Source organism: Sphingomonas sp. HMP6 (assembly GCF_013374095.1).
Lineage (GTDB): Bacteria > Pseudomonadota > Alphaproteobacteria > Sphingomonadales > Sphingomonadaceae > Sphingomonas.
In genome coordinates, this window is sequence record NZ_AP022672.1 from 2,270,253 (window position 1) to 2,296,029 (window position 25,777).

26 protein-coding genes are annotated in these 25,777 nt (G+C 63.6%); 9 read left to right on the forward strand and 17 right to left on the reverse strand.

Annotated features, from left to right (window positions below; all coding sequences use genetic code 11):
- Positions 1 to 9: 9 nt before the first annotated feature.
- From HMP06_RS11020 to HMP06_RS11035, 4 genes are all read right to left on the reverse strand, one after another.
- Positions 10 to 930, reverse strand: a complete 921-nt coding sequence (locus HMP06_RS11020; protein WP_176497127.1) for a hydroxymethylglutaryl-CoA lyase — start codon at positions 928 to 930, stop codon at positions 10 to 12.
- A 734-nt stretch (positions 931 to 1,664) separates the two neighbouring features.
- A complete protein-coding gene (locus tag HMP06_RS18075; protein ID WP_176497128.1) occupies positions 1,665 to 1,922 on the reverse strand; it encodes a helix-turn-helix domain-containing protein in 258 nt (85 codons plus the stop codon).
- Between the two features lie 383 nt (positions 1,923 to 2,305).
- Positions 2,306 to 3,094 (reverse strand): sulfite exporter TauE/SafE family protein, encoded by a 789-nt coding sequence (locus tag HMP06_RS11030; RefSeq protein WP_176497129.1) that lies wholly within the window; start codon positions 3,092 to 3,094, stop codon positions 2,306 to 2,308.
- Between the two features lie 6 nt (positions 3,095 to 3,100).
- Positions 3,101 to 4,039 carry an MBL fold metallo-hydrolase gene (locus HMP06_RS11035; protein WP_176497130.1) on the reverse strand — a complete coding sequence of 313 codons (939 nt, stop codon included), beginning with the start codon at positions 4,037 to 4,039 and terminating at the stop codon, positions 3,101 to 3,103.
- Positions 4,040 to 4,142: 103 nt separating this feature from the next.
- On the opposite strand from HMP06_RS11035, the gene HMP06_RS11040 reads away from it, so the two are divergent.
- Together HMP06_RS11040 and HMP06_RS11045 are read left to right on the forward strand one after the other, a co-directional pair.
- On the forward strand, positions 4,143 to 4,799 hold the full coding sequence (locus tag HMP06_RS11040) for a peroxiredoxin (RefSeq protein ID WP_176497131.1): 657 nt from the start codon (positions 4,143 to 4,145) through the stop codon (positions 4,797 to 4,799).
- A 2-nt stretch (positions 4,800 to 4,801) separates the two neighbouring features.
- Complete coding sequence (locus tag HMP06_RS11045; protein WP_176497132.1) at positions 4,802 to 5,173, forward strand: ArsR/SmtB family transcription factor; 372 nt, start codon at positions 4,802 to 4,804, stop codon at positions 5,171 to 5,173.
- A gap of 4 nt (positions 5,174 to 5,177) precedes the next feature.
- Here the strand turns inward: HMP06_RS11045 and HMP06_RS11050 are convergent, their stop codons facing one another.
- The 7 genes from HMP06_RS11050 to HMP06_RS11080 are packed head-to-tail and all read right to left on the reverse strand — an operon-like array spanning position 5,178 to position 12,143.
- Positions 5,178 to 6,170: a c-type cytochrome gene (locus tag HMP06_RS11050; RefSeq protein ID WP_232089609.1), complete on the reverse strand. Its 993-nt coding sequence runs from the start codon at positions 6,168 to 6,170 to the stop codon at positions 5,178 to 5,180.
- Between the two features lie 50 nt (positions 6,171 to 6,220).
- Entirely contained in the window at positions 6,221 to 6,763 is a 543-nt protein-coding gene (locus HMP06_RS11055; RefSeq protein WP_176497133.1) for a DsrE family protein, read from the reverse strand.
- 45 nt (positions 6,764 to 6,808) lie between these two features.
- Entirely contained in the window at positions 6,809 to 7,246 is a 438-nt protein-coding gene (trxC, locus tag HMP06_RS11060) for a thioredoxin TrxC (protein WP_176497134.1), read from the reverse strand.
- A complete protein-coding gene (locus tag HMP06_RS11065; RefSeq protein WP_176497135.1) occupies positions 7,243 to 7,566 on the reverse strand; it encodes an ArsR/SmtB family transcription factor in 324 nt (107 codons plus the stop codon). The genes trxC and HMP06_RS11065 overlap by 4 nt, the downstream gene beginning before the upstream one ends.
- Positions 7,563 to 10,787, reverse strand: a complete 3,225-nt coding sequence (locus HMP06_RS11070; RefSeq protein WP_176497136.1) for an efflux RND transporter permease subunit — start codon at positions 10,785 to 10,787, stop codon at positions 7,563 to 7,565. Before HMP06_RS11070 ends, HMP06_RS11065 begins: the two co-directional genes overlap by 4 nt.
- Positions 10,784 to 11,794: an efflux RND transporter periplasmic adaptor subunit gene (locus HMP06_RS11075; RefSeq protein WP_176497137.1), complete on the reverse strand. Its 1,011-nt coding sequence runs from the start codon at positions 11,792 to 11,794 to the stop codon at positions 10,784 to 10,786. Before HMP06_RS11075 ends, HMP06_RS11070 begins: the two co-directional genes overlap by 4 nt.
- 13 nt (positions 11,795 to 11,807) lie before the next feature.
- Positions 11,808 to 12,143, reverse strand: a complete 336-nt coding sequence (locus tag HMP06_RS11080; protein ID WP_176497138.1) for a rhodanese-like domain-containing protein — start codon at positions 12,141 to 12,143, stop codon at positions 11,808 to 11,810.
- An 84-nt stretch (positions 12,144 to 12,227) separates the two neighbouring features.
- Here HMP06_RS11080 and HMP06_RS11085 point away from each other — a divergent pair, with 84 nt between their 5' ends.
- From HMP06_RS11085 to HMP06_RS11095, 3 genes are read left to right on the forward strand one after another with little or no spacing between them, the layout of a single operon-like run.
- Positions 12,228 to 13,511 (forward strand): NAD(P)/FAD-dependent oxidoreductase, encoded by a 1,284-nt coding sequence (locus HMP06_RS11085; RefSeq protein WP_176497139.1) that lies wholly within the window; start codon positions 12,228 to 12,230, stop codon positions 13,509 to 13,511.
- 11 nt (positions 13,512 to 13,522) lie between these two features.
- Entirely contained in the window at positions 13,523 to 13,726 is a 204-nt protein-coding gene (locus HMP06_RS11090) for a YgaP family membrane protein (RefSeq protein WP_176497140.1), read from the forward strand.
- A gap of 59 nt (positions 13,727 to 13,785) precedes the next feature.
- Positions 13,786 to 14,994, forward strand: coding sequence for a TolC family protein (locus HMP06_RS11095; protein ID WP_176497141.1), 1,209 nt, complete (start codon positions 13,786 to 13,788; stop codon positions 14,992 to 14,994).
- 131 nt (positions 14,995 to 15,125) lie between these two features.
- Here HMP06_RS11095 and HMP06_RS11100 read toward each other — a convergent pair whose 3' ends face one another.
- The gene (locus HMP06_RS11100) at positions 15,126 to 16,226 is read right to left on the reverse strand and encodes a cytochrome-c peroxidase (protein WP_176497142.1); all 1,101 of its coding nucleotides are present in this window, start codon (positions 16,224 to 16,226) and stop codon (positions 15,126 to 15,128) included.
- Positions 16,227 to 16,451: 225 nt separating this feature from the next.
- Between HMP06_RS11100 and HMP06_RS11105 the strand changes: the two genes are divergently transcribed.
- Positions 16,452 to 16,811, forward strand: a complete 360-nt coding sequence (locus tag HMP06_RS11105; protein ID WP_176497143.1) for a carboxymuconolactone decarboxylase family protein — start codon at positions 16,452 to 16,454, stop codon at positions 16,809 to 16,811.
- Between the two features lie 300 nt (positions 16,812 to 17,111).
- On the opposite strand, the gene HMP06_RS11110 is transcribed toward HMP06_RS11105, so the two are convergent.
- From HMP06_RS11110 to HMP06_RS11130, 5 genes are all read right to left on the reverse strand, one after another.
- Positions 17,112 to 17,963 (reverse strand): class I SAM-dependent methyltransferase, encoded by an 852-nt coding sequence (locus tag HMP06_RS11110; protein WP_176497144.1) that lies wholly within the window; start codon positions 17,961 to 17,963, stop codon positions 17,112 to 17,114.
- Positions 17,964 to 18,012: 49 nt separating this feature from the next.
- Positions 18,013 to 18,609, reverse strand: a complete 597-nt coding sequence (locus HMP06_RS11115) for a methyltransferase family protein (RefSeq protein WP_176497145.1) — start codon at positions 18,607 to 18,609, stop codon at positions 18,013 to 18,015.
- A gap of 42 nt (positions 18,610 to 18,651) precedes the next feature.
- Complete coding sequence (locus HMP06_RS11120) at positions 18,652 to 19,308, reverse strand: peroxiredoxin (protein ID WP_176497146.1); 657 nt, start codon at positions 19,306 to 19,308, stop codon at positions 18,652 to 18,654.
- A gap of 76 nt (positions 19,309 to 19,384) precedes the next feature.
- Positions 19,385 to 21,007 carry an amino acid ABC transporter ATP-binding/permease protein gene (locus HMP06_RS11125; protein WP_176497147.1) on the reverse strand — a complete coding sequence of 541 codons (1,623 nt, stop codon included), beginning with the start codon at positions 21,005 to 21,007 and terminating at the stop codon, positions 19,385 to 19,387.
- Entirely contained in the window at positions 21,004 to 22,539 is a 1,536-nt protein-coding gene (locus HMP06_RS11130; protein WP_232089611.1) for an ABC transporter ATP-binding protein/permease, read from the reverse strand. Before HMP06_RS11130 ends, HMP06_RS11125 begins: the two co-directional genes overlap by 4 nt.
- A gap of 90 nt (positions 22,540 to 22,629) precedes the next feature.
- On the opposite strand from HMP06_RS11130, the gene HMP06_RS11135 reads away from it, so the two are divergent.
- The 3 genes from HMP06_RS11135 to cydX are packed head-to-tail and all read left to right on the forward strand — an operon-like array spanning position 22,630 to position 25,528.
- On the forward strand, positions 22,630 to 24,219 hold the full coding sequence (locus HMP06_RS11135) for a cytochrome ubiquinol oxidase subunit I (protein ID WP_176497149.1): 1,590 nt from the start codon (positions 22,630 to 22,632) through the stop codon (positions 24,217 to 24,219).
- Between the two features lie 26 nt (positions 24,220 to 24,245).
- Complete coding sequence (gene cydB / locus HMP06_RS11140; RefSeq protein WP_176497150.1) at positions 24,246 to 25,388, forward strand: cytochrome d ubiquinol oxidase subunit II; 1,143 nt, start codon at positions 24,246 to 24,248, stop codon at positions 25,386 to 25,388.
- A gap of 23 nt (positions 25,389 to 25,411) precedes the next feature.
- Positions 25,412 to 25,528: a cytochrome bd-I oxidase subunit CydX gene (gene cydX / locus HMP06_RS11145; RefSeq protein ID WP_176498497.1), complete on the forward strand. Its 117-nt coding sequence runs from the start codon at positions 25,412 to 25,414 to the stop codon at positions 25,526 to 25,528.
- Positions 25,529 to 25,777 lie beyond the last annotated feature (249 nt).

The window sequence follows — 25,777 nt, forward strand, 5'->3', positions numbered from 1 at the left end:
TCCTATTCTTCAGGCTGCAGCCGGGAACCGGCCGACATGGCCGAGCATCCCGGGAAGTTTCCGGCTCATCACGCCGCCCAGCCAGTGGGAGGTTTCGATGAGGAGATCGAGATTGAGCCCGGCGTCGATGCCCGAGCGCTGAAACAGATAGGCCACGTCTTCCGACGCGACGTTGCCCGCGGCGCCGGGTGCGAACGGGCACCCGCCAAGGCCGCCGATCGAAGCGTCGATCGTCCTGGCGCCGGCCTCTATCGCCGCCCAGACGTTGGCGATGCCGGTGCCGCGCGTGTTGTGGAAATGTGCACGCACCGGGATCGGCGCGATCGCGTGGGCGACGCGCTCGACCAACGCGAACACTTGCGCCGGGACCGCGACGCCAATCGTGTCGGCCAGCGCGATCTCGACTGGCCCCGCTTCCGCCGCCGACACGGCCATCGCGACGACATGATCGGGATCGACCTCGCCCTCGAACGGGCAGCCGAACGATGCGCCGATCGTGATTTGCGCACGACGCCCCTCGGCCGTCGCAAAGCGCACCACGTCCTTGGCCATTTCCAGCGATTCGAGCGCGGTCTGCCCCTGGTTGGCGTGCGCGAAGCTATCGGTGGCGACGCAGACCGCGCCGAGCTCGTCGACCTTCGTGGCCAGCGCGCGCAATGCGCCGCGTTTGTTAAGAACCAATCCTATGTATACAACATCGTCACGCTCGGGCAGCGCGGCGATCACCGCTTCGGCATCGGCCATCTGCGGCACCCGGGCGGGGTGGGCGAAGCTCGCGACTTCGATCCGCCGCGCGCCTGCGGCGATCGATCGGGCGATCAACTCTACCTTTTGTTCGGTGGAAATCATCACGGATTCGTTCTGCAAGCCATCGCGCGGCGCAACCTCGACAAAGCCGATTTTCCGCCCGTGATCCACTTGCTTGAACATGCCCGACATTCCCTCCTGTTATACCCAGGCTAGACCGGCACACGACGAAGCTCAAGCGCTATTTGTATACATAAAATGTTGCGGATGCCGATGGATACGCTGGCTTCTTTCGCGCGCGCTGGACGCTCGTTCGCTTTGCCGGCTCGGCGTTCATCGAGAAAATTCGCCCATGATCGAGACGAGGTCGAAATCATCGGCGAACCGCATAGGTGGCCGGCGATACAGCGCAGAGCGCGCGCTACCTGTGCAGTTTCCGGTAAAACGGGCGGGTTCGGTGCGGCGTAGCGGTGAATTCGACCTCAAAGAGGTACGATTGGCCACGATCGCCCAGCTTGGCTTGGAACGCGTCTATTCCCGGGACTGACGCCCGCGTCCGCGGCACCCATTCTCTCGAAAACGGCGGAAATCTGGTGCGCCCGACTGGATTCGAACCAGTGGCCTCTGCCTTCGGAGGGCAGCGCCTACCTTGCAAAATGGCAGAAATCCGTGACTTTTCAATATTTGGAAGACGGAACAAACAAAAAACAAACCAAGAAGATCATCGAATTTCACCGGAGATACACCGTGGACGCGAGCGCCCTTTCTCGGCCTCTGTACAACCAATTCAGAACCGGGCTCCCCTTGGCACAGTCGCTTCTAGCGTTCTGAAACCATCCCCCAATCCAAGCCGAGGCGGCTGAGATACTTCTTCAGCCGGTCGGCGTCATTGGCAGTGCTGCGCCGCGCCCGGGAGGCTATGAAAAGCGCGCGGCCTGCCTGCGGGAGGGAGCGACTGTTGCGGCATATGCGGATCGTCTCGGCCAGTTGGACGCTGTCGGCCCCAGGCCGGTCAGACGGATATGCAATGCCGTCATCGCCGCGATCAGAGTCGCAACGGAGCCTGCGCCTCCTTCCAATCTTTTGATAGCTTGGGCGTCGACGCAAATCCGGGCGGCTAGGGTTCTTTGCGACCAGCCGCATTCGCGGCGCACCTTGCGTATTTGGTCGATCATTTTCTGATCTGTTCCAAGATCAGCTTTGAGTTGGTATCGGATCGTGCTCGCCGCCACAAGGGTGGAGACCGGTCGGGCCGTGTTCGGGAGCGAGCGGGCCTTTTGCGGTCGTTCGTTCAGCTATGCCGCCACGACTACTTAGCGATCAATCTGTCGGCTAGTGCCCAAATCGGCCGCCCAGGCGCTCTATATCGATCCCACAAAACCGCTCGGCGGGGCATTTTAGATGAGGGTGGTTCGGCGATACCCCTGCGGCGTCTCGCGCCATCTGGCGAGGGCTCTTTCTGAAATGCCGACAATGCGACAGCTTTCGCACACGCCCTTGCCGCTCGCGATCAGGCTTTCCATGGCGCAGCATCTCACGTCCTAGTCTGGGATCTCTGTCATTGCGGTCCGATGAGCGCCGACGCGCTTTGCCAGAGCATATAGGCTGCCACGACGAAGATCAGGCCGGCGAACACCGTGGTCAGCGTGCCCTTTCCCGACAAGCGCCCGGCAAGCGCAGTACCGCCAAACCCGCCGGCGACACCGCCCGCTATAAACACGCCCGCGAGCGGCCAGTCGATCAGGCCCGACCAAGCATAGTTGGCAGCGGTCGTCAGCCCGAATGCGGTTACGGCGATCAGGCTGGTGCCGACCGCATTGATGATCGGCATGCGGGTCGACGCCACCAGACCGGGCACGATCAGGAAGCCGCCACCAATCCCGAAAAAGCCGGAAAAGATGCCCGTGCCCAGGCCGTAACCCAGCACCTTGGGCGCATTTTCGCGCGTGCACTCGGCACCCTCGACACCTTTATTCTTACGCCCGCGCAGCATCACGATGCCGACCACGATCATCACGATCGCGAACAGGAACAGCAGCTTGTGCCCGTCAAACGCCTTGCCCGCAGTCGATCCCGCCAGCGCGCCGAGAATGCCAGCAGAGGCATACATCAGGCCACAGCGCCATTTCACGGTGCCGGCGCGGGCGTGGCTGGCAAGTCCGGTCGCGGCATTGACGGCGACGGCGAGCGCGCTGGTGCCGATCGCGACATGCGGGCTGGCGACGCCCACCAGATAGACCATCAGCGGCACCGCGAGAATCGACCCGCCGCCGCCGACCAGCCCAAGCGTGAAGCCGACCAGCACGCCTGACAGCGCGCCAAGAACATATTGGGTGGTATCGAGCACCCGCCGTCAGACCGTGTCGAGCGGAATCTTGAGGTAGCGCGTGCCGTTTGCTTCCGGCTCGGGCAGGTGCCCGGCGCGCATGTTGACCTGGATCGATGGCAAGATCAGGCGCGGCATGTCGAGCGTCGCATCGCGCGCCGTCCGCATCGCGACGAAGCCGTCCTCTTCGATGCCGTCATGCACATGGACATTGCTGTCGCGCTCGGCCCCGATCGTCGTTTCCCAGGCGAAGGTGTCGCGCTCTGGCGCCTTGTAGTCGTGGCACAGGAACAGCCGCGCGCCCCGCGGCAGCGAGAGCAGCCGCCGGATCGAGCGGAAGAGCTGCCGCGCATCGCCGCCAGGGAAGTCCGCCCGCGCAGTGCCGAAATCGGGCATGAAGATCGTGTCCCCGGTAAAGACCGCGTCGCCGATCACATAGGCGAGATCGGCGGGCGTATGGCCCGGCACGTGGAGGACTGCCGCCGCCAGGCTGCCGATCGTGAAGCTGTCGCCGTCGTCGAACAGATGGTCGAACTGCGATCCGTCCCGCTGGAAATCGCTGCCTTCGTTGAACAAGGTGCCGAAGGTCTGTTGAACAGCGGTGATGGCGCGGCCGATCGCGATCCTGCCGCCCAGTTGCTGCTGGAGATAGGGCGCTGCCGAGAGATGATCGGCATGGGCGTGCGTCTCAAGCAGCCATTCGACGCTGAGCCCCTGGGCGCGGACATAGGCGATCATCGCGTCGGCGCTCGCGTGCCCAGTGCGCGCTGAAGCGGGATCGAAATCGAGCACCGAGTCGATGATTGCCGCCGACCGCGTTACTGGATCATGGACGACATGGCTGGCGGTGAAGGTGACTTCGTCGAAGAAGCTGTGCACGATAGGGCGTGGGGCATCACCGATCAGGCTGGCGGTGATCTGTGCTATGGCACGGGTGACGACGGCATCAGTTGGCGCTGCGGCCATGAGACGCTCCTATAATTCACGATTACGTGCATGATATAATCGTGTAAGTGTGTTGCGTCAATTGGCCAGCCGTGTCATATTTCCTCTTTGACGGATGAAGGTTATGGAATTGAACGATCAAAGCGGACAGCGGACGCCATGCGGACCGGCAAGGCTCGGCGACACGCTGCCAAATTTCACGGCGCGCACCACGCAAGGGGTGAAGTCGCTTACTGACTTTCGTGGAAAGTGGTTGATCCTGTTTTCGCACCCGGCTGATTTTACGCCGGTCTGCACCAGCGAGTTCGTGGCGATCATGCGCGCAGCCGATCGTTTTGCGGCGCTCGATTGCCAGTTGATGGCGTTGTCGGTCGACAGTCTATTCTCGCACTTCGCCTGGATCAAGGCGATCCAGGAAAAGTTCAGCGTGGAGGTAAGCTTTCCGTTGATCGAGGACCCAACGCTGGAGATTGCGCGCGCCTATGGCATGGTCGGTGCCGACGCGCTGGATGCTTCATCGGTGCGCACGACCTATTTCGTTGACCCCGAAGGACGGCTGCGAGCGACGACTTGCTACCCCTCGACTGTTGGTCGCTCGGTCGAAGAGATGCTGCGGCTGCTGGCCGCGCTGCAGCGCACGGATGCCCAATCTGCGCTGGTGCCCGCCGAATGGACACCGGGCGATGATTTGCTCGCCGTGCCGACCCAGACGGCAGCGGCGGTCTTTGCGGCGGAAACTGCGACCGACTGGTTTTATACCCCCGTCAAGGATGAAGGCTGACCATGCCCGTCAATTTGAGCATCCTCGAGATCGAAGCGCATGCCGAACTGCTCCGCGCGATCGCCCACGCCGTGCGGCTCGACCTGCTCCGCACACTCATCGGCGGTGAACGCAGCGTCAGCGACCTTGAAGCGGCGACCGGCATTGTCCAGCCCGGCCTGTCGCAACAGCTCGGCATATTGCGCAAGGCCGATCTCGTTCTCACCCGGCGCGAAGCGAAGCAGGTTTTCTACCGCATCAATCACGCGCGCTTCGCCGAACTCAGCACCTTGCTAGATGCCTTCGCCGATACCGTCGCGGTGCCACGCCATGTGGCACTCGCTGATCGGATGGCGAGCGGCGGCGGCGCAGCGATGTTCGCGCGGGTCGAGTAGGAGGTTAGCGGGCAGTCACCATTCCATCGCCCAGCAAATCGCCCTCGATTGGCTGTCCGTAATAATCGCCCTTGCCATGGAATCGCTTCCGCGCCTCTTCGATGCTGCCGGTCTGACGCGGATCACGCGGTCGTTCGCGGCTATCGATGTAAGCGGCGACATCCCATGCCTGCTGGTCGGTCAGACTATATTCCTGGCCCAGCGGCATGTTCGCCTTGATGAAGGCCGCCGCATTGGCGACCTTTCCCATCCCCGCCCCCCAGTTGAACGACATCGCGCCCCACAGCGGTGGAAAGGCAGAGCTGCCTGAGGGATACCTCTGCCCCTGTCCATCTGCGCCGTGGCACGTCGCGCAGCTCTGCGCGAAAACCTTGGCCCCGCGGACCGGATCGTGCCCGAGTGAGGTCGGATTGAGGTCGATGAAGCCCTTGCCGGGCAGATCAACCCCGGTCGGCGCGCCCTTCGCCAGCCAGAAAAAATACATTTGCAGATCACGGTAGATCGGGTCCCCCGGTGGCGGCGCCTTGCCACTGCGCGATGCCGGCGCGTTCATCGAATAGGTGAAGCAATCGCGGATGCGATCCTCCATCGTGTTGATCTGGTCGTTCTTCGCGCGATAGGCAGGATAGGCACCCCATGCCGCCCACATCGGCGAGGCATTCGGCCGACGGCCAGCATCGAGATGACAGTTGCTGCACGACAGACCGTTGCCGACATGATTTTCAGCATTCGCGCGGGTGTGGAGAAATAGCTGCTGGCCGCGGCGGATCGCGGCCCCGGTCGGGCCGTCTGGAATCGCTGAATCGGGCGGAGGCGTGAACGCTATTGGCACTGCCGGGGGCGGGGCTACCCGCGCCGTCGGGGCGTGGGCGCCGCGGCGCAAGCCTATCGCGTAGAACGCAGCGCCGACGATGATCATCGCGAGCAGCGTCCCCGCCCAGGCAAGGACCGGCGGCTTCGATGGTCGGCGGTAGGTGTCGCTCGATCTATCGCGCATCGATCGTCCCACGGTCAGGTGCCCCGCTCAGGTGTGGCGGCTTCATAGGCTTACTCAGGCAGCAGCGCCCAGCCGCGCAATTGCAGGTTCGCCATGGTGGTCATGGCGGACACATCGACCCGCACGCCCGGCGCAACGTCCTTGCCCTCGTATTTATGCGCACGGAGCGCCTGGCCGCACACCGCGACGACGACGCCTGCGGCTTTCAGCTTGGCGATCAGCGCGATGTTGGGGTTGTTCGGCGCCTTCGTCTGAGCGGCATAAACGGTATCGTTGGTGACGATCTGCGTGGCGGGACCGTAGAGGATCGCGACAATCTCGCCCGGTTTGACGTGCGCACCATCGGCGGCGAGCAGGTTGAGGAAGCGCGCAACGCGCTCGAGTGAGGCGTTGGGCTTGGCCGGATCGGCGCTTGCCTTCGTCACGGGAAACACGACGCGGTAGCGCAGCGCCGGATCGGGCCGCTCCAGCGCCCCCTCGGTCGGGAATGTCGCGCCAAAGGGCTCGATCGCCGGTGCGCGGTGCTGCTGCGCAAAGCCGGGGCCTGCCACAGCGACACCCGCGAGTGCGGCAAAAGCCAACAAGATCTTCATTATGCCCTCCATGCATTCATTGCCAACCAACCGAATGGCGCGATCTTAGGCGCCGCCAGCGCTCGCTACCCAGCGCATAATCCCCGCCTTGTCCATCGCACCCGCCTGCCGGGCGATCTCGGCGCCGCTTTTGAACAGAATCAAGGTCGGGATCGAGCGGATCGCGTAGCGCGCGGCCAGAACCTGTTCGGCTTCGGTATCTACCTTGAGCAGCCGAACCCTCGGGTCAAGCTCAGCGGCAGCCGCCGCGAAGGCGGGAGCCATCATCCGGCACGGGCCGCACCAGCTCGCCCAAAAATCGACCAGCACCCGGCCGGTGCTTCGGCCGATGATCTTGTCGAACAGCGCCAAATTGGCGTCGATCGGTGCGCCCGTCGTCAGCGGGCGGCGGCACGTGCCGCAGTTCGGATGCTCGCCCAGCCGTGCATCGGGGACGCGGTTGAGCGCCTGGCAGTGCGGGCAAACGAGGATGGCGCTGCTCATGCGGGCTCTCCGGCGATCCGACCACTATAATCACACAAGGCCGCGATAATCCCGGCGACTTGTGCATCGACCAGTTGGTAGAAGCGCGACTGGGCCTCGGCGCGCACCCTGACCGTACCCGCCTCCCGCAGCACCGCTAGATGCTGCGATACGCTCGATTGTGACAGGCCGGTTAGAGTGACGAGCTCCCCGACCGAAACCTCACCATCGGTCATCCGGCACAGCATGATCAGTCGATCGCGGTGCGCGAGCAGCCGCAGACGTTCGGCGACATGCGCGGCATTGTTGTGCAGCGCGGCGATAGGTCCGGTAAAGCTCATTGGCTTACTGTCGCTGGGCGACCGTCATCGCGCAAGACGATGTAGATTGCCGGGATCACCAGCACAGTCAGCAAGGTTGAAGAGGCCAAGCCAAACAACAACGATATGGCGAGACCCTGGAAGATCGGATCGGTCAGGATCACCGCCGCCCCGATCATGGCCGCCGCTGCCGTCAACGCGATCGGCTTGAACCGGATCATTCCCGCCTCGAGCAAGGTATCGCGCAGCGATTTATCGGGCGCGCGGGCGTGGTTGATGAAATCGACCAGCAGGATCGAATTGCGCACGATAATGCCGGCCAACGCAATGAAGCCGATCATCGACGTCGCGGTGAAGGGTGCCGCGAACAGCATATGGCCGATGACGATGCCGACCAAGGTCAGCGGGATCGGGGTGAGGATCACCAGCGGCAGCTTGAAATTGCGGAACTGGCCGACGACCAGCACATAGATGGCGAGCAACGCCACCCCGAACGCTGCGCCCATGTCGCGGAAAGTGACCCAGGTGATCTCCCATTCGCCGTCCCACAACAGGCTCGGCTTGCTCTCGTCGGCGGGCTGGCCGTTGAGGCGGATCTCGGGCTTGACCAGCCCGTGGGCCTTCCAGTCGAACTTGTTCACCGCATCATCGACTGCGAGCATGCCGTAGATCGGGGCTTCGTAGCGCCCGGCGAGTTCGGCCGTCACCATCGTCGCACCGCGTCCGTCGCGACGGTAGATGCTCTGGCCGCCGGGCTGCATCTTAGCCTCGACCAGTTCGCCGAGCTGGATGAGTTGCGGGCCGCCCCCGCCTTGCGTCACCGCGACCGGCGTGGCGGCGAGCGCCTGGCTCCAGCTGCGCTGCGACTGGTCGAGCGCGATCTGGATCGGCAGCGGATCGCGCCCGCCGCCGCGCGGGGCATAGCCGACGATCTGGTCGCCGAGCAGCGCGCCGATGCTGTCGAGTAGCTGGCGTTCTGACAGACCATATTGGTCGAGCTTGGCGCGATCGGGGATCAGGCGCAGTTCGGGGCGCGGATCGCCGAAACTGTTGTCGACATCGACGATGTACGGCACCGATTTGAAGATCGCCTCCAGCTGGGTTGCCGTCGCGCGGCGGACGGCTTCGTCGGGGCCATAGATTTCGGCGAGCAACGTCGCGAGCACGGGCGGGCCGGGGGGTGTCTCGACGACCTTGATCGAGCTGCCTGGAGGTAGCGGCACAGCCTTCAGCTTTTCGCGTAGAGCCACTGCGATCGTATGGCTTGCGCGCGCGCGATCTTCCTTGGGGGCCAGCGTGACCATGAGATCGCCCATTTCGGGGCGTGCGCGCAGAAAATAGTGCCGAACGAGGCCATTGAAATTGAACGGTGCGGAGGTGCCGGCATAGGCTTCCATCGCCTCGACCTCGGGGATAGTGCGGACGATGGCGGCGGCCTGTTCGAGCGCGCGCGAGGTCGCTTCGAGGCTGCTGCCTTCGGGCAGGTCGACGACGAGCTGGACTTCGCTCTTGTTGTCGAAGGGCAGCAGCTTCACGGTCACCGCCTTGAAATAGAACATCGAGCAGGCAACCAGCGTGGCGACGCCGACCGTGATCAGGAACAGCCGCGCGCTATGCTTGGTCGCGATGACGCGGCTCGCGACGCGAGCATAGAGCAGGCCGAGCTTGCCGCCATGATGGTCCGCATGGGCATCGCCGTCGTTGACTGCCGAGCGGGCGAAGCGGATCATCAGCCACGGCGCGATGATCACCGCGACGAAGAAGCTGAACACCATCGCGGCCGACGCATTGACCGGGATCGGTGCCATATACGGCCCCATCAGCCCGGAGACGAACAGCATCGGGAGAAGCGCGGCGACCACGGTCAGGGTGGCGACGATCGTCGGATTGCCGACTTCCGAAACGGCATCGACCGCCGCATCGATGCGACTGCGGTCATCCTTCATCGCCCAGTGACGCGCGATGTTCTCGATTATCACGATCGCATCATCGACCAGAATGCCGATCGAAAAGATCAGCGCGAACAGGCTGACGCGGTTGATCGTGAAACCCATCAGCTTGGAAGCGAACATCGTCAGCAGGATCGTCGTCGGAATGACGATCGCGGTAACGCCCGCTTCGCGCCAGCCAATCGCGAAACCGATCAGGATGACGATCGAGACGGTGGCCAGCGCAAGGTGAAAGAGCAGCTCATTCGCCTTGTCATTGGCGCTTGCGCCGTAATTGCGCGTGACGGCGACATCGACATTGGCGGGGATCAGCGTGCCTTTCAGCGCTGCCACCCGCGCGACGACGCCGGTCGAGACATCGACCGCGTTGGCGCCTGCGCGTTTTGCGATGGCGATGCTGACGGCAGGTGCGCGGTTCCAGCCCTTGCCTTCGCTGCGCGACCAGCGCCAGCCGCGCGCCTGATCCTCGGTCGCGGCCTGCTGGACGCTGGCGACGTCGCGCAGATAGACGGGCGCGCCGCTGACCGATCGCACGATCAGCGCGCCGACATCGGCGGCGCTACCCAACGTTTGGCCGGCGACGACGCTCACGGCCTGTCCATTTTCGCGCACCGTGCCCGCGGGAAAGGAGCGATTGGCCTGTGACGCGGCGTCGATCACATTGCCAAGCGGCACCTGATGCAGCGCCAGTTTCGCCGGATCGGGCGCGACACGGATCGCCTCGCGCTGGCCGCCGACGATGAAGCTCAAGCCGACATTGTCGACCTTGGCGACTTCGCTGCGTAGCCGCCCGGCAAGCTGGAGGAGCGACTGATCGTTCCAGGCACCCGGCGCGCCGGGGCTGGGTGACAGCGTCAGCACTACGATCGGCACGTCGCTGATGCCGCGCACCGTCACTTGTGGCGGGGGAATGCCGACCGGGATACGGTCGATATTGGCGTTCAGTTTCTCGTCGATGCGGGTCGCGGCATCTTCGGGGTTCGACCCAACGAGAAAGCGCGCGGTGACGAGCACGCCATTGTCCTCGGCCTGAGCATAGACATGCTCGACCCCATCAACCGACTTGACGATTGTCTCGAGCGGCTTGGCGACGAGTTCGACCGCATCGGCGGCGGACAAGCCCGGTGCCATCACTCGGATATCGACCATCGGGACGCTGATCTGCGGTTCTTCCTCGCGCGCGATCGTGAAAGTTGCAAGCAGACCAACAAGGATCGCGGCGAGCAGGAACAAGGGCGTCAGCGGCGACTGAATCGTCGCGCGGGTGATCCGCCCCGAGATGCCGAGGCTCATTTCGCGGGCGCCGCGATCAGCGTGTCGCCGGGGGTGACGCCCGACAGGATCTCGACCTTGCCCAAGTCGCCCGACGGGGCGGTCTGGACCGGGACGCTCGCGGCGCTGCCGTCGACGGCGAGAATGGTGACCGAGTCGATACCGTAGGCACGGATAATGTAGCTGGTCGGCACGACCAGTGCCCGTCGCGTGCCGGTCTCAACCTCAGCAGCGAGGCGGCGGCCGATCAGCCTGTTGTCGATGCCGCTCATCGTGGCATCGGCGGTAATCTGCCCTGCCTGAACCGAGGGATAGACACGGACCACAGCACCGGTCCGGCCATCGGCGCGGACCCGCGACCCGGCATGGATCTGGCTCGCGAGTGATTCGGGGAGAGTCAGGCGCAGGACGGTATCTCCTGCTGTAATCGTGGCGATGACCATCCCCGGCGCGACGGCCGCTCCTGCAGGGATGTCGGCGCGCAAGACGCGTCCCGACGCGGGCGCGATGACGACGCCTTGCCCGGCCACAGCGCCGACCGCTGACTGCTGCGCCCGTGCCGCGCGGGTTTGGGCATTGGCGGCGGACGCCACTGCCTGCGCCTGATCGAGCCGCGCCTTCGCATAAACGCCATTGTCATAAAGGAACCGGACGCGCGCGAGATCGGCCTGTGCCTGGGCCGCCTGCGCCTGAGCAGCCGCGGCCTGCGCCCCGAAGGCGGCGGACTGCGGCGCGAGTTGGCTGTCGACGATCCGTCCGATCGCCTGCCCCTTGCGCACCATGTCGCCCGCGCGGACGGTGAGCGTGGTCAGGATACCAGGAATGCGCGCGATCGCCTGCGCCTGATCCACCGTCGCGATTTCGGCGCTCACCGATTTCCAGTCGCTGGTTTGGGCCGCGGCGACCTTGAGCCGTGGCCCGGCGGGCGCGGCGACCTTGGCCGTTGGCACTTCGGGCGCGCTGCCGCAGGCGGCAAGCGGGAGGATCGTCAGCAGCAATGCTGCGATTCCGGGCTGAGTACGGGACATGCGTCGGAGCTCCCTATTTCTCGACCGGCAGGCCGGCGGACGTCCAGGCGCCGAAGCCACCGGCAAGATGCGTATCGACATCGGACTTGGCCGCCGCACAGCGATCGAGTGCCATCGCCGATCGTCTGCCGGCTGCGCAGGACAGGATCAGCGTCTTGCCGCCCACGACGGGCAGCGCCGCCGGGTCGAAGCGCGATAGCGGCAGGTTGTGTGCCCCGGGGATGTGTCCTGCGGCGAATTCATTGGGCTCGCGAACATCCACGACGGTCGCCGTGCCGGCGCGCAACAGCGTTTGCAGCTCGGCCGGACTGACGACGCGATGCGAGGGTTTACGCGAGAATCCAAACATGGCGGCACCTCTTCAAATTTCTCGATTGCACATATCGTGTAATAGTTATATGCGTCAACCCATATCGAGTGAGAGGAACCGGAAATGTCCGAATCGCATATCGTCGTGCTGGGTGCTGGCCTCGGCGGCACGATTGCCGCCTATGAAATCCGCGCAGCATTGAAGGGAAAAGCCCGCGTCACCGTCGTCAGCAAAGGCGAGGATTACTGGTTCGTGCCCTCAAATCCCTGGGTTGCCGTGGGCTGGCGCGAGCCGGAAGCGCTCCGCGTGCACCTGCCTCCTGTCATGGCCAAGCACGGCATTGCCTATACCGGCATTGGCGCGCGCAAGGTCCATCCGGAGTCGAACAGGATCGAGTTAAACGATAATTCGCTTATCGATTATGACTATCTGGTGATCGCGACTGGCCCCGAGCTTGCCTATGACGAGATCGCGGGGTTCGGCCCCGACCATCACACCGTGTCTATCTGTGAGACCGCGCACGCTGTTGCGGCCCATGCGAAGTTCGAGGAACTTTGCGCGAATCCCCGCCCGATCGTGGTCGGCGCCGCCCAAGGCGCGTCGTGTTTCGGCCCGGCCTATGAGATGGCGATGACGCTCGATACCGAGCTGAAGAAGCGCAAGCTCCGCGACAAGGTGCCGATGACCTTCGTCACGCCCGAGCCCTATGTCGGGCATCTCGGCCTCGACGGCGTCGGGGACACCAAGGGTCTTCTCGAAAGCGAGATGCGCAATCGCCACATCAAGTGGATCACCAACGCCAAGGTGACGAGCGTCGACGACGGCATGATGCACGTCACCGAAGTGAACGACGACGGAAGCGACAAGAAAACATACGACCTACCGTTCGGCTGGGGCATGCTGATGCCGCCGTTCCGCGGGATTGCGGCGGTGCGCGGTGTCGAGGGGCTATCCAACCCGCGCGGCTTCATCCTGACCGGCAAGCATCAGCGCAACCCGACCTATCGCAATATCTTCGCGCTCGGCGTGTGCATCGCGATTCCGCCGACCGGACCCACGCCGGTGCCGGTGGGGGTCCCCAAGACCGGTTTCATGATCGAGTCGATGGTGAGCGCGATTGCCGCCAACCTGAAGCAACTGCACAATGGCGAGGAGCCAAGCAACGAAGCCACTTGGAACGCGATCTGCCTCGCCGATTTTGGTGACGGTGGCGTCGCCTTCGTCGCCAAGCCGCAGATTCCGCCACGCAACGTCAATTGGTCGTCCGAAGGCAAATGGGTGCATCTGGCCAAGATCGGCTTCGAGAAATACTTCCTGCGCAAGGTGCGGATGGGCGAGAGCGAGCCCTTCTACGAAAAGCTCGCGCTGCATGTACTCGGCATCAAGAAACTCCGCTTCGACAATTAAGGAAAATCGTGATGAACCTCGATCGGGCCGTATTGGCCTTTGCCGGCACGATAGTGCTGGTCAGTGCCATCCTCGCCGTCACCGTGTCCCCTTGGTGGATCGCGCTGACGCTTTTTGCTGGCGCCAACATGCTGCAGGCCAGCCTGACCGGATGGTGCCCAGCAGCCATGATCTTCAAGGCGCTCGGCGTCCGCGCCGGAACGGCCTTTCGCTGATCATGCGAGGGCCTCTGTTGCTTCGACTGGTTGCGGGCGCCGCGCTGACGGCGCTTGCCATGCCGGCATCGGCCCAAAGCCTCGACACGGTGATTGCGGAGTCGATGGCGCGATCCCCGTCGCTCGAAGGCGCGCGGGCGCGCGCCGAGTCGGCGCGCGCCGGAGTCAGCGCGGCCAGAGCAGAACGCGCCCCATCCGCTGCGCTCGAGGGCCAGATTGGTGTCGGGCGGATCGACCCGCAGGGGTTTTTCGGGCTCACCGCCGATGATGTCGTGCCGCGATCGGCGCGCGCCACGGTTGAGCTGCCGCTGTTCACCGGCGGTCGAATCAACGCCGCGATCCGCCAAGCGACCGGAGGTGCCGAAGCGGCCGACCAACAGGTGCGGATGACCGCGCTCGAGCTGCGAGTCCACGTCGTTCAGGCCTATGTGCGGGCGGTTGCTGCCCGAGAGTTGATCGCGCGCTACGACACGCTCAATCGCGCGCTCGACGAGACGCTTCGCCAGGCGCGGCTCAAGTTCAAAGCAGGCGAGGGCACCTCGACCGAAACCGCTCAGGCCGAGGCACGCCGCGCCGAAGCGGAAGCCGGTCTGTCGGGTGCCCAGGGGCAATTGGCCGGGGCCATGGCGCAGCTTGAGACGCTCGCAGGCCATCCCGTCGCGCTCAATGGTGATTTGCCCGGTGCGCCCCAAATCCCTTCATCGCGCGACGCGGCGATTGCGATGGCGCTGAAGGGAAATCCGGCGGTGCTCGCCGCGCTTCGCCAGATCAATGCCGCACGCGCCAAATCCGACGGCGTGCGCGCGGAGCGATTGCCGACCATCGGTGCCTATGCCGAAGCGGCCAGCGTACGCGACCAGTTTTTCCCCGGTTACAAGGCCGACAGCGCCTCGGTCGGGCTGCGCGCACGGTGGTCCATTTTCAGTGGCGGGCGGATCGGTGCCAAAGCAAGCGGCGCTGCCGCTGACCTCCGCGCTGCGCAAGCCGATGCCGACGATGCCCGGCTCGTCGTCGAGCAACAAGCCGTCATCGCATTCGAAGACGTGACGACCGCGCGCGCTGTTTTATCGGCGAGCGAAGCTCGGCTAACAGCAAGCGAAGCGGCTCTGCGTGGCACGGCGCTGGAAGTGAAAGCCGGCGTAAAGCCGCAACTTGCCCAGCTGGACGCCGTGCGGGAGGCAATCGAGGCGCAAGCCGCGCGGGCGGAGGCTGGTGGACGGGTATTGGTAGCCGCATACCGCCTGCGCGCGATCGCGGGCATTGATTAGTGCAGGCTGCTCTCAGCCAGGCCGGATGACGACGCCCTTCACTGTTGCGCACGTTTGCACAGCCGGTCGGTCCCGACTGCCGACTAGCCTCGGTGACGATCAGGGCAGCGCCTGAAGGCGGGCAGACGGCGTCATGGCTGGGGTCGCGAGGTCCCCGCAACGCTGGCGGGCAGGATCGGTATCACAACGCGCGGCTGCGCCCCGGTTAAGCTGCCGAGAAACGCCGTGATATGATCGACTTCGGGTGCTGCCAGTTTATCACCGAGCTGGGCATTGCCCATCACTTCAACCGCCTGGCGCAGGTCCCACACCGATCCGGTGTGGAAATAGGGCGCGGTCAGAGCAATGTTGCGGAGCGACGGGACTTTGAAATTATAGTCATCGCCGACCAAGCCGGTGACCGCCGACCGGCCTTTGTCGCCTGGCGGCCGCATCGCCGCCCCCGGCGAGGCCACAACCCCGAATTTTGCATACATCCCGCCGCCGACGTTGATCCCGCTGTGGCAAGCAGCACACCCCTTGTCGATGAACAGTTTCAGCCCCTGTTTTTGAGTGACCGTCAACGCCTTCGCATCGCCGTTCAGGTATCGATCAAACGGGGCATCGGGCGTCAGCAATCCAGCTTCGAAAACGGCGATCGCCTTTTGCACATTCAACAAGCTGATCGGATCAGCCTCATCCGGAAATGCTTTGGCGAACGCATCGCGATAGCCGGGGATACCCTTTAGCTGCTCCGCAACATGCGTTTGCGGCGACGCCATCTCGACCGGATTGACCATCGGCCCGCCCGCCTGCGCCTGGAGGTCGGCGGCGCGCCCATCCCAGAACTGTGCGGTATTGAAGACAGCGTTCAATACTGTTGGGGCATTTCGACCGCCATGCTGCCAGTGATGACCGATAGATGTCGGCTCATTATCAGTCCCGCCGAGACCGATATTATGACACGAAGCGCAGCTTATGGCGTGGCTTGCCGACAGCCGCGGATCGAAGAACAGCATCTTGCCTAGCGCGAGCTTGGCTGGCGTCGTGTTATTCCCGGGCAGCGCCGGAGCGGTGGCGGGGATGGCTTTGAATAATGTCCGCGCGTTTTCCATGAGCGGCTCGCTGGCGGCTACCGTCGGGTTCAGCGCGGCGGGGGTACCGACCGGCTGACCGGTCGAAGATTTTTGCTTGTCGCAGCCTGCAAGCGCGACGCTTGCAACAAAAACGAGTCCGATGGCGATCCGCATCATCCGGTACTCCTATCCATGGCTCGGAAGTACGCCGGGCGACGTTTTTGAGCACTTGACCCAATAGCTCGAAAATAGCGGTATCGGAACGTCCGACCTTGATACGAATCAAACAGAATGATCGCGTTCGCTGCGATGTTTGTCCGGTGCGGTCGAGTTGGACGGTACCGTTGCGGCGCTGCCCCAGGTTTGCATCGGCATAAGCAACGCGATTTTCAGGAGTCGGTGATGGTAGAAGACTGGTTGGCGTTGATGGGCACCATGAACGGCGCGGTGCGGGATCTTCGTGCGGCCTCACCCGATGTGATGAAGGCGTTTTCGGATATGGCCCGAGCTGCTCATGGTGGTGAAGCGCTCGATGCAAAGACCAAGGAACTTGTCGCGCTGGCGATCAGCGTCGCTGTCCGCTGCGATCCGTGCATCGCCTATCATGCCGAAGGCGCCGTGAAGCAGGGCGCTTCCCGTGCCGAAGTGTCGGAAACATTGGCCATGGCGGTCTACATGGGCGCCGGACCGTCGGTGATGTACGCCGCCAAGGCACTTGAGGCCGTCGATCAGATCGTAGCGCGCGAGGCGCCTATGCCATGACGCTCACGTAGCAAACGCACGGCCTCAACACCGAGGAGTTGCAGGTGACCGGCTCGTCGGCATGGGTGCAACCGCGCGCATGGTATTTCGCGTGAAACGGTTGCTCCCCCGACGAAGTTTGCTCTTGGTCCGCATCAGGCAGGGATTAAGAGAGAGTGAAGCGGCGCTGATTGTGCTAGCGAGGATCGTTGGTCTGGCGGCGGGTATGATGACCAATGTGCAAAGCCTGCTTGCACATGGCCTGCAGCAACAGTTGTGCTGCGTCACCGCCAACTGGCGAATGATTTTAGGCTAAAGTGGTCAGAGGGTGCCGTGGACAAGGTGGACGCGCGCGGGGAGTCGAACCCCACCGTTCGACCAGTGTTGCTCAAACCGCTGCGCAAGTGCCACCGTTGCGCGCGCGATCAGTTCTGGCCCTCGATCGGATAGCGCCTGCGCCACCGACATGCTCTCTAACGCGAACCGGGCAGCGGCATGAGGCTCGAGATCGCCGCCGATAGCAAGGTCCCCGCGCCAGTCCTGCACTTCGACGTGGCGAAAGCCGACCTTGTTCAGCATCTCGAGCAGTATCTCGACTTCTCCATAGCGCATCGGCCCTGGCGCATCGGCCGGCGGCGGCGGCAGGTCGATCAGCGCGCCGATCGTTTCGCGCACGATCGCCATCCAGCGATTATCGGCCGGTGGCCCCCAGACGGCGAAGGCAAAGCGACCCCCCGGTGCCAGCAGCCCCGCGATATTGGCAAAGGCAACGGCGGGATTAGCGAAGAACATCGTCCCGAACCGCGAGACGATCCGGTCGAACGGCACTCCGACCGCTAGGCTGGCGCTATCCCCCACGGCAAATACCGGGGCCGGATCGGCCGGCGCCGCGCGGCGCTGCGCGAACAGCACCAGCGCAGGAGAGATGTCGTATCCGAACACCGCCGCTCCTGGATCGGAAGCAGCGGCGACGGCCAGCGTCGTGCCACCGCCGCCACAGGCGAGGTCGGCAATCCGCCGCGCGCCGCCCAGCGCGAGCAGCTCGATCAATGGTGCATCGACCGGAGCCAACATGGCTTCCATCCGGCCGAGTTGCGCCAGCCATTTCTCGCCGCGTGCGCCTGCCCAGTCATCGCTGGTCGGATTTTCGCCGTTGGGCTGACTCGATTTCATTGCCTTTGCCCTTCTCTTCTGTGGGTCGCCGTGACCCGATCTTGGTCGGTCAGCGCGATGTCGCCCGTCGCCACCGCGGCAGGAATGCCGGAGTCGTCGAGCGATAACGTCGATAGGCGTCGCCATAACGCGCGATCAAGCGCTGCTCCTCGATGCGGCTGCCAATAATCAGGTACAAGGTCACCCAGCAGGCCGTCGCCACATCCAGCTCCGAACGAGCCATCCCCCAGACGATCAGCAATACTGCCGAATAGAGCGGATGGCGTATCCAGCGATGCAGGCCGCTCACAGACAGCGCCGCAGCGGTATCATCGGCACCGCGCAATTGCGCCGTGCCGATGAACGCGCCGAGGTGATAGGATCGCAGCGCTACCCAGCCGAGCACGAGCCCAGCGATAACCGCGGCATTCATCACCCAACGCAGCGCCAACGGCATCATGAATGGCAGTGCACTACCGGCAAGCCAATGACCGGTCGCCAACACGGCGAGCAGTGCAAGAAGCGCCAGCGCATTATAAACAAGCCGGTGCGCCCGCCCGACCAGCCGACCCATACCTCGGCGGAGATCGGCACCGGCCAGGACGCTATGGCTCATAGCAAAGCCAAGCCACAGCAGGGCATAAATCAGGTGATCAGCAACCGACATTGGCGCACACATCCTTTTGCCCGCAGCCTATCAGTTTGCCCTTCACGCGGCGAGAGGGCGCTTGCTGAAGAACCAGTCGACATAGGCATAGCCTTCGCTTGCGCGTGCGTCTGCCGCTTCGACGGTCGCTGGCGGCGGCACGATAACATCCTCTCCGGGCTGCCAGCCTTCGGGGGTGGCGATCTTGTTGGCGTCGGCAGTCTGCAAGGCTTCGAGCAATCGGAGGAATTCGGCCACCGATCGGCCGTTGGACATCGGATAATAGACCATCGCACGGACGATTCCTTCGGGATCGATGATGAAGGTCGCACGCACAGCCGCCGTGTCCGACGCGCCGGGATGGATCATGCCGTAAGCATGGGCAATCTGCATCGACAGGTCGTCGATAATCGGAAAAGTGATGTCGACGCCGAATTTCTCCTTGATCGTTCGCACCCAGGCGATGTGCGAGTGGACCGAGTCGATCGACAGCCCGAGCAGCGCGCAATCGAGCGCTGCAAAGTCGGCGGTCGCATTGGCGAAGCCCATGAACTCGGTGGTGCAAACCGGCGTGAAATCCGCTGGATGCGAGAAGAGGATCAACCATTTGCCACGATAATCTGCCAGCGAGCGCGGCCCCATCGTCGTCTTTGCGGTAAAGTCGGGCGCTGGGTCACCGATGCGTGGCAAGCCGATGCGGGCCTGGGTGTCAGTTTCCATCATCAGATCCTTCGGGGCGTTGATCGCCGCTGAACCTTCCATACGTCGACCCGCGGAGCTCGGCAAATTCAATATATCATTTAACGTAATCGTATTTATAGTCGCTGACGGTCGGAGCGAGGTTGCTGATTGCAATCTGCTGCGTCGCCAGCATGAGTGGGGCGGGGCGGTGCGAAACCAGAATTAGCCCGGTCGCGGTCATGCGCAGCCAGGCGTCCAGCCGCGCAACCAGGTCCGCCTCGGTTGCCGCATCGAGCCCTTCAGTCGGCTCGTCGAGAATCAACCAGGGGCGCCCGGCAAGCAGTGCGCGAGCCAGCGACAATCGTTTGCGCTCGCCCCCGGAAAGCGTTCCGCCATCTTCCCCGATCCGTGTCTCCAGTCCGTCCGGCATCGCTGCGATACGATCGGCGAGGCACGCGGTCGTCAGTGCGTCCTGCATCTGTTGCACTGTCACTCTTGGTCGTGCGAGGCGGAGATTGTCGGCAATCGTGCCAGCGATCAGCGTGGCATCCTGCGGCGACAGGGCGAAGTGTTGGCGCAGCCGGTCGGCAGCACAATTCGCGATGGGCATGTCATCGATCATGATCGCATGAATGGCGGGCCGCAGCCCTGCCAGCGCCTCGACCAGGCGCGTCTTGCCCGAACCCGAAACGCCCGTGATCGCGACGCGCGAGGCCGGCAGAAGCCGGGTCGGTCCCAGCGCAAAAGTCATTGCGGTCGTGTCGAGCGCCATTGGCGGAACCGCGCCCTGGGGCAGTGCGGTCAACGTCGACAATCGCTCCAACGACTCTTCAACGCTGGCATGGCGGAATGCGCTTCGAGCAAAGGCGGCCATCGCCTCGACCGATGCTGTCGCGGCGAGCAGCGCGAGGGCGATGTCGGCTGCAGCGCCCACCGCGAGCGTTAGGACCAGCGCAGCGCTGAGCGCACCGTATCCCATCATTAGTCCCGCGATCAGCGCCTCGCCGCGAAACAGGCGCGCACGGGCAAGATCGAGACGCCCGGCCTGGGCATCGAGATCGGCTAGGACGCGATCGGCGAGGCCATAAGCAATGATCTCCGGCCGCGCGGCAGCATAGTCGACGAACTTCGTCCGAAGTTCGCCAAGCGCGTCTGCGGCGTCGCGGGCAGGAACGGCAGTGACCCGTCTGGCCATGACCGCGAGAAGGAACGGCAAGGCGCCGAGCATCGACGCCAGTGCCAGCGCCGAAGCCCAACCGGCGAAGCAGGTAAGCCCCACCGCAAACGCTGCGGCGACCAAGCTCGCTGGCCGCGTGGGACGGCGGATGATCAGATCCTCAAGCGCCGCGATATCGCCCATCAGCCGCCCGCTCGCGTCGCCGCCGGATAGGTCGGCGGAAATCCGGCTGTCCTGCGCAGCGAGTCTGCCGAACAATTGCGCGCGGAGAGTCGCTATGCCTAGCAAAGCTGCGCGATGTGCGAGGAGGCGTTCGCCATAGCGGCTGCCAGTCCGTATGATGGCGAGCCCACGGATCGCTGCGCTGGGGAGCAGATAGTTGAACGCGAGCACCGCTGCCGCGCCGCCGACACCAGCGATTGCCGCTGCTGTCAGAAACCAGCCCGACAGCGCCAACAACAGGATCGATGAGAGTCCGGCAAGCAGTGCACAGACCGTCGCCCATCGCAGAGTGGCGCGCTCGCCGAGACCGAACGCGGCGGGGATCGGCGAACGGTTCATAGCTGCACCTCTGCATCAGCGACGCCGATCAGCCTGGCATCATGGGTTGCGACAATGATGGCTTGGTGTCGCGCCATGTCGCGGAGCATGGCGATGATGTCTTCCGCACTCTTGGCATCCAGATCGGCGGTGGGTTCATCACAGAGCAGCAGCGGACGTGCCGAGAGCACCGCGCGCGCCAGACCGATGCGGCGCCGTTCGCCGCCTGAGAGGCCCGAACCGCGATAATCAAACGCGAGATCAAGGCCTTCAGGGCGTGAGGCAATCAACGGCAACAGGCCAATCCGTTCAGAGACAGCCAGGATGTCGGAATCGTCCGCCCCAGGTCTGGCGAGCGCAAGATTATCGCGGAGCGTACCGGGCAGAATCAGTGGGCGCTGCGCCGCCCAAGCGATGTCCTCGGGAGCGATTGGCGTGACGGTGCCATTCGAGGGAGCAATCTGCCCGGCGATGGCGGCGAGCATGCTCGTCTTGCCGCTTCCCGTTATCCCGGTCAGCGCGACCATCCCGGTTTTGCCGATCACCAGATCGACAGGGCCGATCCGCCGCCCCGGCCAGTCGATCGTCAGATGAGCTACCTTGACGCCATGATAGCGTGCCTCGGGCGGCGCTACCGTTTCGGCCTCTAGGATCGGGCGAAGCTCAGTCCGCGCCGCCTCGCCGAGCTGCTTCTCATGATAGGCGGCGGCCAAACGCCGCATCGGCAGGTAGAATTCAGGTGCCATCGCGAGCACGAAAAAGGCTTCGCGCAGCGTAAGCGTTTCAGGGTTGGGAAAAGGCAGCAGGCCGAGCAGACTGAACCCACAATAGACCGCGACCAGCGCTACCGACAGCGCCGCGAAAAACTCCATCACCGCGCTCGACAGGAATGCCGCGCGCAGCACGATGATCGTGCGATCGGCGACGTCGCGAGTCGCGGCGGCGACTTGCCGGGCAATCCGCTCCTCTGCCCCGAAATGGCGAATGATCTGCAGCGTCCGCACCCGGTCGACAAACAGCCCAGACAATCGCCCGAGCGCCGCCATCTGCCGTTCCGAAGCGCCCCTGGCCATTGATCCCGCGAGGATCATGCCGAACGCGAAGGGTATCAACGTCACCAGCAATATCCCGGCAGCGACCATGCTCGCGAAGGCGACGATGACGAGGACGACGAGCGGCACTGCGGTGGCCGCCATGCGGGCGGGGACGAATCGGGCTTCATATTGCGCGATGGTCTCGGGGTGATCGATCGCGAATATGGCCGATTGGCCAATCAGCGGCGCGAGCGACAGCGGCGCGGCCAGCAGGCGGCGGAGCACAAGACTTCTCAAGGCAGTCGACGTTGCCTGCGCACCCTGAATTGCGAGTGCATGCACCAGCAGGACCGATGCGGCGCGAACCATCCCGCCCCCCACGATAGCAGCCACCGCGACGAGCGGCAGCGCCGTGCCCACCGCAAGCCTGGCGATGGCGTCAGCGATCCCCCACGCGAAGAGCGCTGCGCCAACCAGATCAGCCAGCCAAGCCAAACCTGCTATTTTTTGTTTACTCATCATGTCGTATTGAGTAACTGATGTTTGTCAAAGCGCCAAGCGCGATGCCGTCGCAAACGCGCTGAGCGACCGAACACGAAGGATTTGCAAATGGACATGGCTGTCGTCGAGCTATCGAGGCTCCAGTTCGCCCTCACCGCGATGTACCACTTCCTGTTCGTGCCCTTGACGCTGGGCCTTTCGTTCATCCTGGTCATCATGGAAAGCGTCTATGTGATGACCGACCGCCCGATCTGGCGCGACGTCACGCGCTTCTGGGCCAAGCTGTTCGGGATCAACTTCGTGCTCGGCGTCGCGACCGGGCTGACGATGGAATTCGAGTTTGGCACCAACTGGTCCTATTACTCGCAATATGTCGGCGACATTTTCGGCGCGCCGCTCGCCATCGAAGGGCTGATGGCATTCTACCTCGAAGCAACGTTCGTTGGCGTCATGTTCTTCGGCTGGGATCGGCTGACCAAGCGGCAGCATCTCTTCACGACTTTTATGGTGGCACTTGGCTCCAACCTGTCTGCGCTTTGGATCCTGATCGCCAATGGCTGGATGCAGCATCCGGTCGGCTCTGCCTTCAACCCGCTCACGATGCGAATGGAGGTGACTGATTTTGCCGCCGTGCTGTTCAATCCGGTCGCGCAGGCCAAGTTCGTCCACACCGTCAGCGCTGGTTACGTCACCGCGTCGGTCTTCGTACTCGGCATATCGGCTTATTATTTGCTGAAGGGCAGGCATCTCGAACTCGCCAAGCGCAGCTTTGTGGTCGCGGCCGCCTTCGGCCTTGCTTCCTCTCTGTCAGTCGTCGTGCTGGGGGACGAGAGCGGCTACGCACTTACCGATAACCAGAAAATGAAACTCGCCTCGATCGAGGCCGAATGGCATACCGAGCCTGCCCCTGCTGGGATCGCGGTATTCGGCCTGCCATCCAATTCGGGACGCGAGACGCTGTATGAAGTGAAGATCCCTTATGTGCTGGGCCTGATCGGCACGCGCAGCCTGACCGGGCAGGTCGAGGGCATTCATCCGATGGTCGCTCGAGCAAAGGAGCGAATCTTGAGCGGCCTGCCCGCCTATGACGCGGTCGAGCGGCTCAAGGCCAATCCCAAGGATCTTGCTGCGCGCGAGGCATTCGAGCGTAACAAAGAAGACCTTGGTTATGCGATGCTGCTGAAGCGCTACGTCGCCGATCCGCGCCAAGCCGACGCGACGATGATCGACAAGGCCGCATGGTCAACCGTCCCGAATGTCCCCGCGCTCTTCTGGTTGTTCCGCGGCATGGCGGGGCTCGGCTTCTTCTTCATCGCCTTCTTCGGTGCGGCTATCTACTTCGCCAACACCCGCAAGTTCGACCGGAAATGGTTTCTGCGGCTGGCGGTGCTCATCATGCCGCTACCGTGGATCGCGGCGGAGATCGGTTGGCTCGTGGCCGAGATCGGGCGCCAGCCCTGGGCGGTGGACGGTGTGTTGCCGACCTTCCTGGGGGCATCGAGCTTAAGCGTTCCCGCCATCTGGACGACGATCATCGGCTTCACCCTGCTCTATGGCACGCTGGCAGTGATCGAGGTCCGGCTCATGCTCGCGATGATCAAAAAGGGCCCGGAAACCTATACGCCGTGGCAGCCTCGCCATGACGCCGTCCCTCCAAAGCCCGAACCGAGCCCGGCCTTCGCCGTGCCCGCCGAATGACTGCCTGATCGAACCGGAGACAGACCATGCCGCTTGATTATGAAACGATGCGGATCATCTGGTGGGCGCTGATGGGCGTGCTGCTGATCGGCTTTGCACTGACCGACGGTTTCGACCTGGGGGCTGCCGCTTTGCTTCCCTTTGTCGGGCGCAACGACGAGGAGCGCCGTCTGGTGATCAATACGATCGGGGCGACCTGGGAGGGGAACCAAGTGTGGTTCATCCTTGGCGGTGGCGCGATCTTTGCGGCATGGCCTTTGGTATACGCGGTCAGCCTCCCGGGTTTCTACCTCGCCATGTTCCTCGTGCTGGCCGCGCTCATCTTGCGGCCGGTTGGGTTCAAGTACCGCTCCAAACATGACGACCCGAAATGGCGGAACCGCTGGGACTGGGCGTTGTTCGTCGGTGGCTTCGTGCCAGCGCTGGTGTTCGGGGTAGCGGTCGGCAATGTCCTGCTCGGCGCGCCCTTCAGGCTTGATGGTGATCTGCGGTCTTTCTATGACGGCGGACTGCTGGGCCTGTTCACGCCGTTCAGTCTGCTGACTGGTTTATTGTCGGTCGCGATGCTGGTGCTCCACGGTGCGGGCTGGCTGAGCCTCAAGCTTGAATCAGGTCCGGTCCTCGATCGTGCGCGCAGCTATGGCCGCATCGCCGCAGTGCTCGCGATCCTACTCTTTCTGACTGGTGGGGCATTCGTTGCCTGGAGCGGCATGGGTTATCGGCTCGAAGGGGTCGTCGACGCGAATGGCCCATCCAACCCGCACCTGATCAAGGCAGTCGCCGCCCCAGGTGCATGGCTTGACAATTTCAAGGTGCAGCCGTGGATGTTGGCCGCGCCGGTGCTCGGGCTTGTTGGGCCCGTGCTGGCGTTTCTCGGGATCAATGGCCGACGTAACGCGCTGGTTTTCGCAGGGTCGTCGCTCGCCAATATCGGGATCATTTCCACGGTTGGCCTTTCGATGTTTCCGTTCATCCTGCCGAGCTCGATCGACCCGGCGTCGAGCCTCACGGTCTGGAACGCTTCGTCAAGTCACCTGACATTGTTCGTCATGCTGACCGTCACCGTGTTCTTCCTGCCGGTGGTCCTTGCTTACACGGCGTGGGTCTATCGGGTGATGTTCGGGCGGGTGACGGCGGAGCAGGTTCGCTTCAACCCCGATTACTATTGATCGCCACCGAAGGGATTGATCGCATGTGGTATTTTGCCTGGATATTGGGGCTTGGCCTTGCCGTTGGGATGGCTGTGTTGAACGGCGTTTGGCACGAGTTTCATGTCGACCCCGCGAGTGATCGGACGGTTGTCGACTGAGTTGGCATGTTCGGCAATTGGCTAGGTCGTATAGCACCGAGCCGATTCGGAGATGGTCCGGCTCGATCCAATTCTCGCTTGAAGCTGCGTCGTCGGCAGATCGATGCCTAAACCGCAACGCGAACAAGCGGCGAGTTTCAGGTCGCTGCGCGGGCAGCGGGAATGTCGTCTTCTGGATCACACCGGCCGACGTAAGATCAAGATGTGATCCAAAAAGCGATCATATTCTGTGCGGGCATCGCCCCTCAG

Excerpts from the sequence above, each read along its gene's own strand:
- HMP06_RS11020 (WP_176497127.1), bottom strand. The coding sequence starts at position 930 with ATGTTCAAGCAAGTGGATCACGGGCGGAAAATCGGCTTTGTCGAGGTT.
- HMP06_RS18075 (WP_176497128.1), bottom strand. The coding sequence starts at position 1,922 with ATGATCGACCAAATACGCAAGGTGCGCCGCGAATGCGGCTGGTCGCAA.
- HMP06_RS11035 (WP_176497130.1), bottom strand. The coding sequence starts at position 4,039 with ATGGCCGCAGCGCCAACTGATGCCGTCGTCACCCGTGCCATAGCACAG.
- HMP06_RS11040 (WP_176497131.1), top strand. The coding sequence starts at position 4,143 with ATGGAATTGAACGATCAAAGCGGACAGCGGACGCCATGCGGACCGGCA.
- HMP06_RS11045 (WP_176497132.1), top strand. The coding sequence starts at position 4,802 with ATGCCCGTCAATTTGAGCATCCTCGAGATCGAAGCGCATGCCGAACTG.
- HMP06_RS11050 (WP_232089609.1), bottom strand. The coding sequence starts at position 6,170 with ATGCGCGATAGATCGAGCGACACCTACCGCCGACCATCGAAGCCGCCG.
- HMP06_RS11055 (WP_176497133.1), bottom strand. The coding sequence starts at position 6,763 with ATGAAGATCTTGTTGGCTTTTGCCGCACTCGCGGGTGTCGCTGTGGCA.
- trxC (WP_176497134.1), bottom strand. The coding sequence starts at position 7,246 with ATGAGCAGCGCCATCCTCGTTTGCCCGCACTGCCAGGCGCTCAACCGC.
- HMP06_RS11065 (WP_176497135.1), bottom strand. The coding sequence starts at position 7,566 with ATGAGCTTTACCGGACCTATCGCCGCGCTGCACAACAATGCCGCGCAT.
- HMP06_RS11070 (WP_176497136.1), bottom strand. The coding sequence starts at position 10,787 with ATGAGCCTCGGCATCTCGGGGCGGATCACCCGCGCGACGATTCAGTCG.
- HMP06_RS11075 (WP_176497137.1), bottom strand. The coding sequence starts at position 11,794 with ATGTCCCGTACTCAGCCCGGAATCGCAGCATTGCTGCTGACGATCCTC.
- HMP06_RS11080 (WP_176497138.1), bottom strand. The coding sequence starts at position 12,143 with ATGTTTGGATTCTCGCGTAAACCCTCGCATCGCGTCGTCAGTCCGGCC.
- HMP06_RS11085 (WP_176497139.1), top strand. The coding sequence starts at position 12,228 with ATGTCCGAATCGCATATCGTCGTGCTGGGTGCTGGCCTCGGCGGCACG.
- HMP06_RS11090 (WP_176497140.1), top strand. The coding sequence starts at position 13,523 with ATGAACCTCGATCGGGCCGTATTGGCCTTTGCCGGCACGATAGTGCTG.
- HMP06_RS11095 (WP_176497141.1), top strand. The coding sequence starts at position 13,786 with ATGCCGGCATCGGCCCAAAGCCTCGACACGGTGATTGCGGAGTCGATG.
- HMP06_RS11100 (WP_176497142.1), bottom strand. The coding sequence starts at position 16,226 with ATGATGCGGATCGCCATCGGACTCGTTTTTGTTGCAAGCGTCGCGCTT.
- HMP06_RS11105 (WP_176497143.1), top strand. The coding sequence starts at position 16,452 with ATGGTAGAAGACTGGTTGGCGTTGATGGGCACCATGAACGGCGCGGTG.
- HMP06_RS11110 (WP_176497144.1), bottom strand. The coding sequence starts at position 17,963 with ATGAAATCGAGTCAGCCCAACGGCGAAAATCCGACCAGCGATGACTGG.
- HMP06_RS11115 (WP_176497145.1), bottom strand. The coding sequence starts at position 18,609 with ATGTCGGTTGCTGATCACCTGATTTATGCCCTGCTGTGGCTTGGCTTT.
- HMP06_RS11120 (WP_176497146.1), bottom strand. The coding sequence starts at position 19,308 with ATGGAAACTGACACCCAGGCCCGCATCGGCTTGCCACGCATCGGTGAC.
- HMP06_RS11125 (WP_176497147.1), bottom strand. The coding sequence starts at position 21,007 with ATGAACCGTTCGCCGATCCCCGCCGCGTTCGGTCTCGGCGAGCGCGCC.
- HMP06_RS11130 (WP_232089611.1), bottom strand. The coding sequence starts at position 22,539 with ATGAGTAAACAAAAAATAGCAGGTTTGGCTTGGCTGGCTGATCTGGTT.
- HMP06_RS11135 (WP_176497149.1), top strand. The coding sequence starts at position 22,630 with ATGGACATGGCTGTCGTCGAGCTATCGAGGCTCCAGTTCGCCCTCACC.
- cydB (WP_176497150.1), top strand. The coding sequence starts at position 24,246 with ATGCCGCTTGATTATGAAACGATGCGGATCATCTGGTGGGCGCTGATG.
- cydX (WP_176498497.1), top strand. The coding sequence starts at position 25,412 with ATGTGGTATTTTGCCTGGATATTGGGGCTTGGCCTTGCCGTTGGGATG.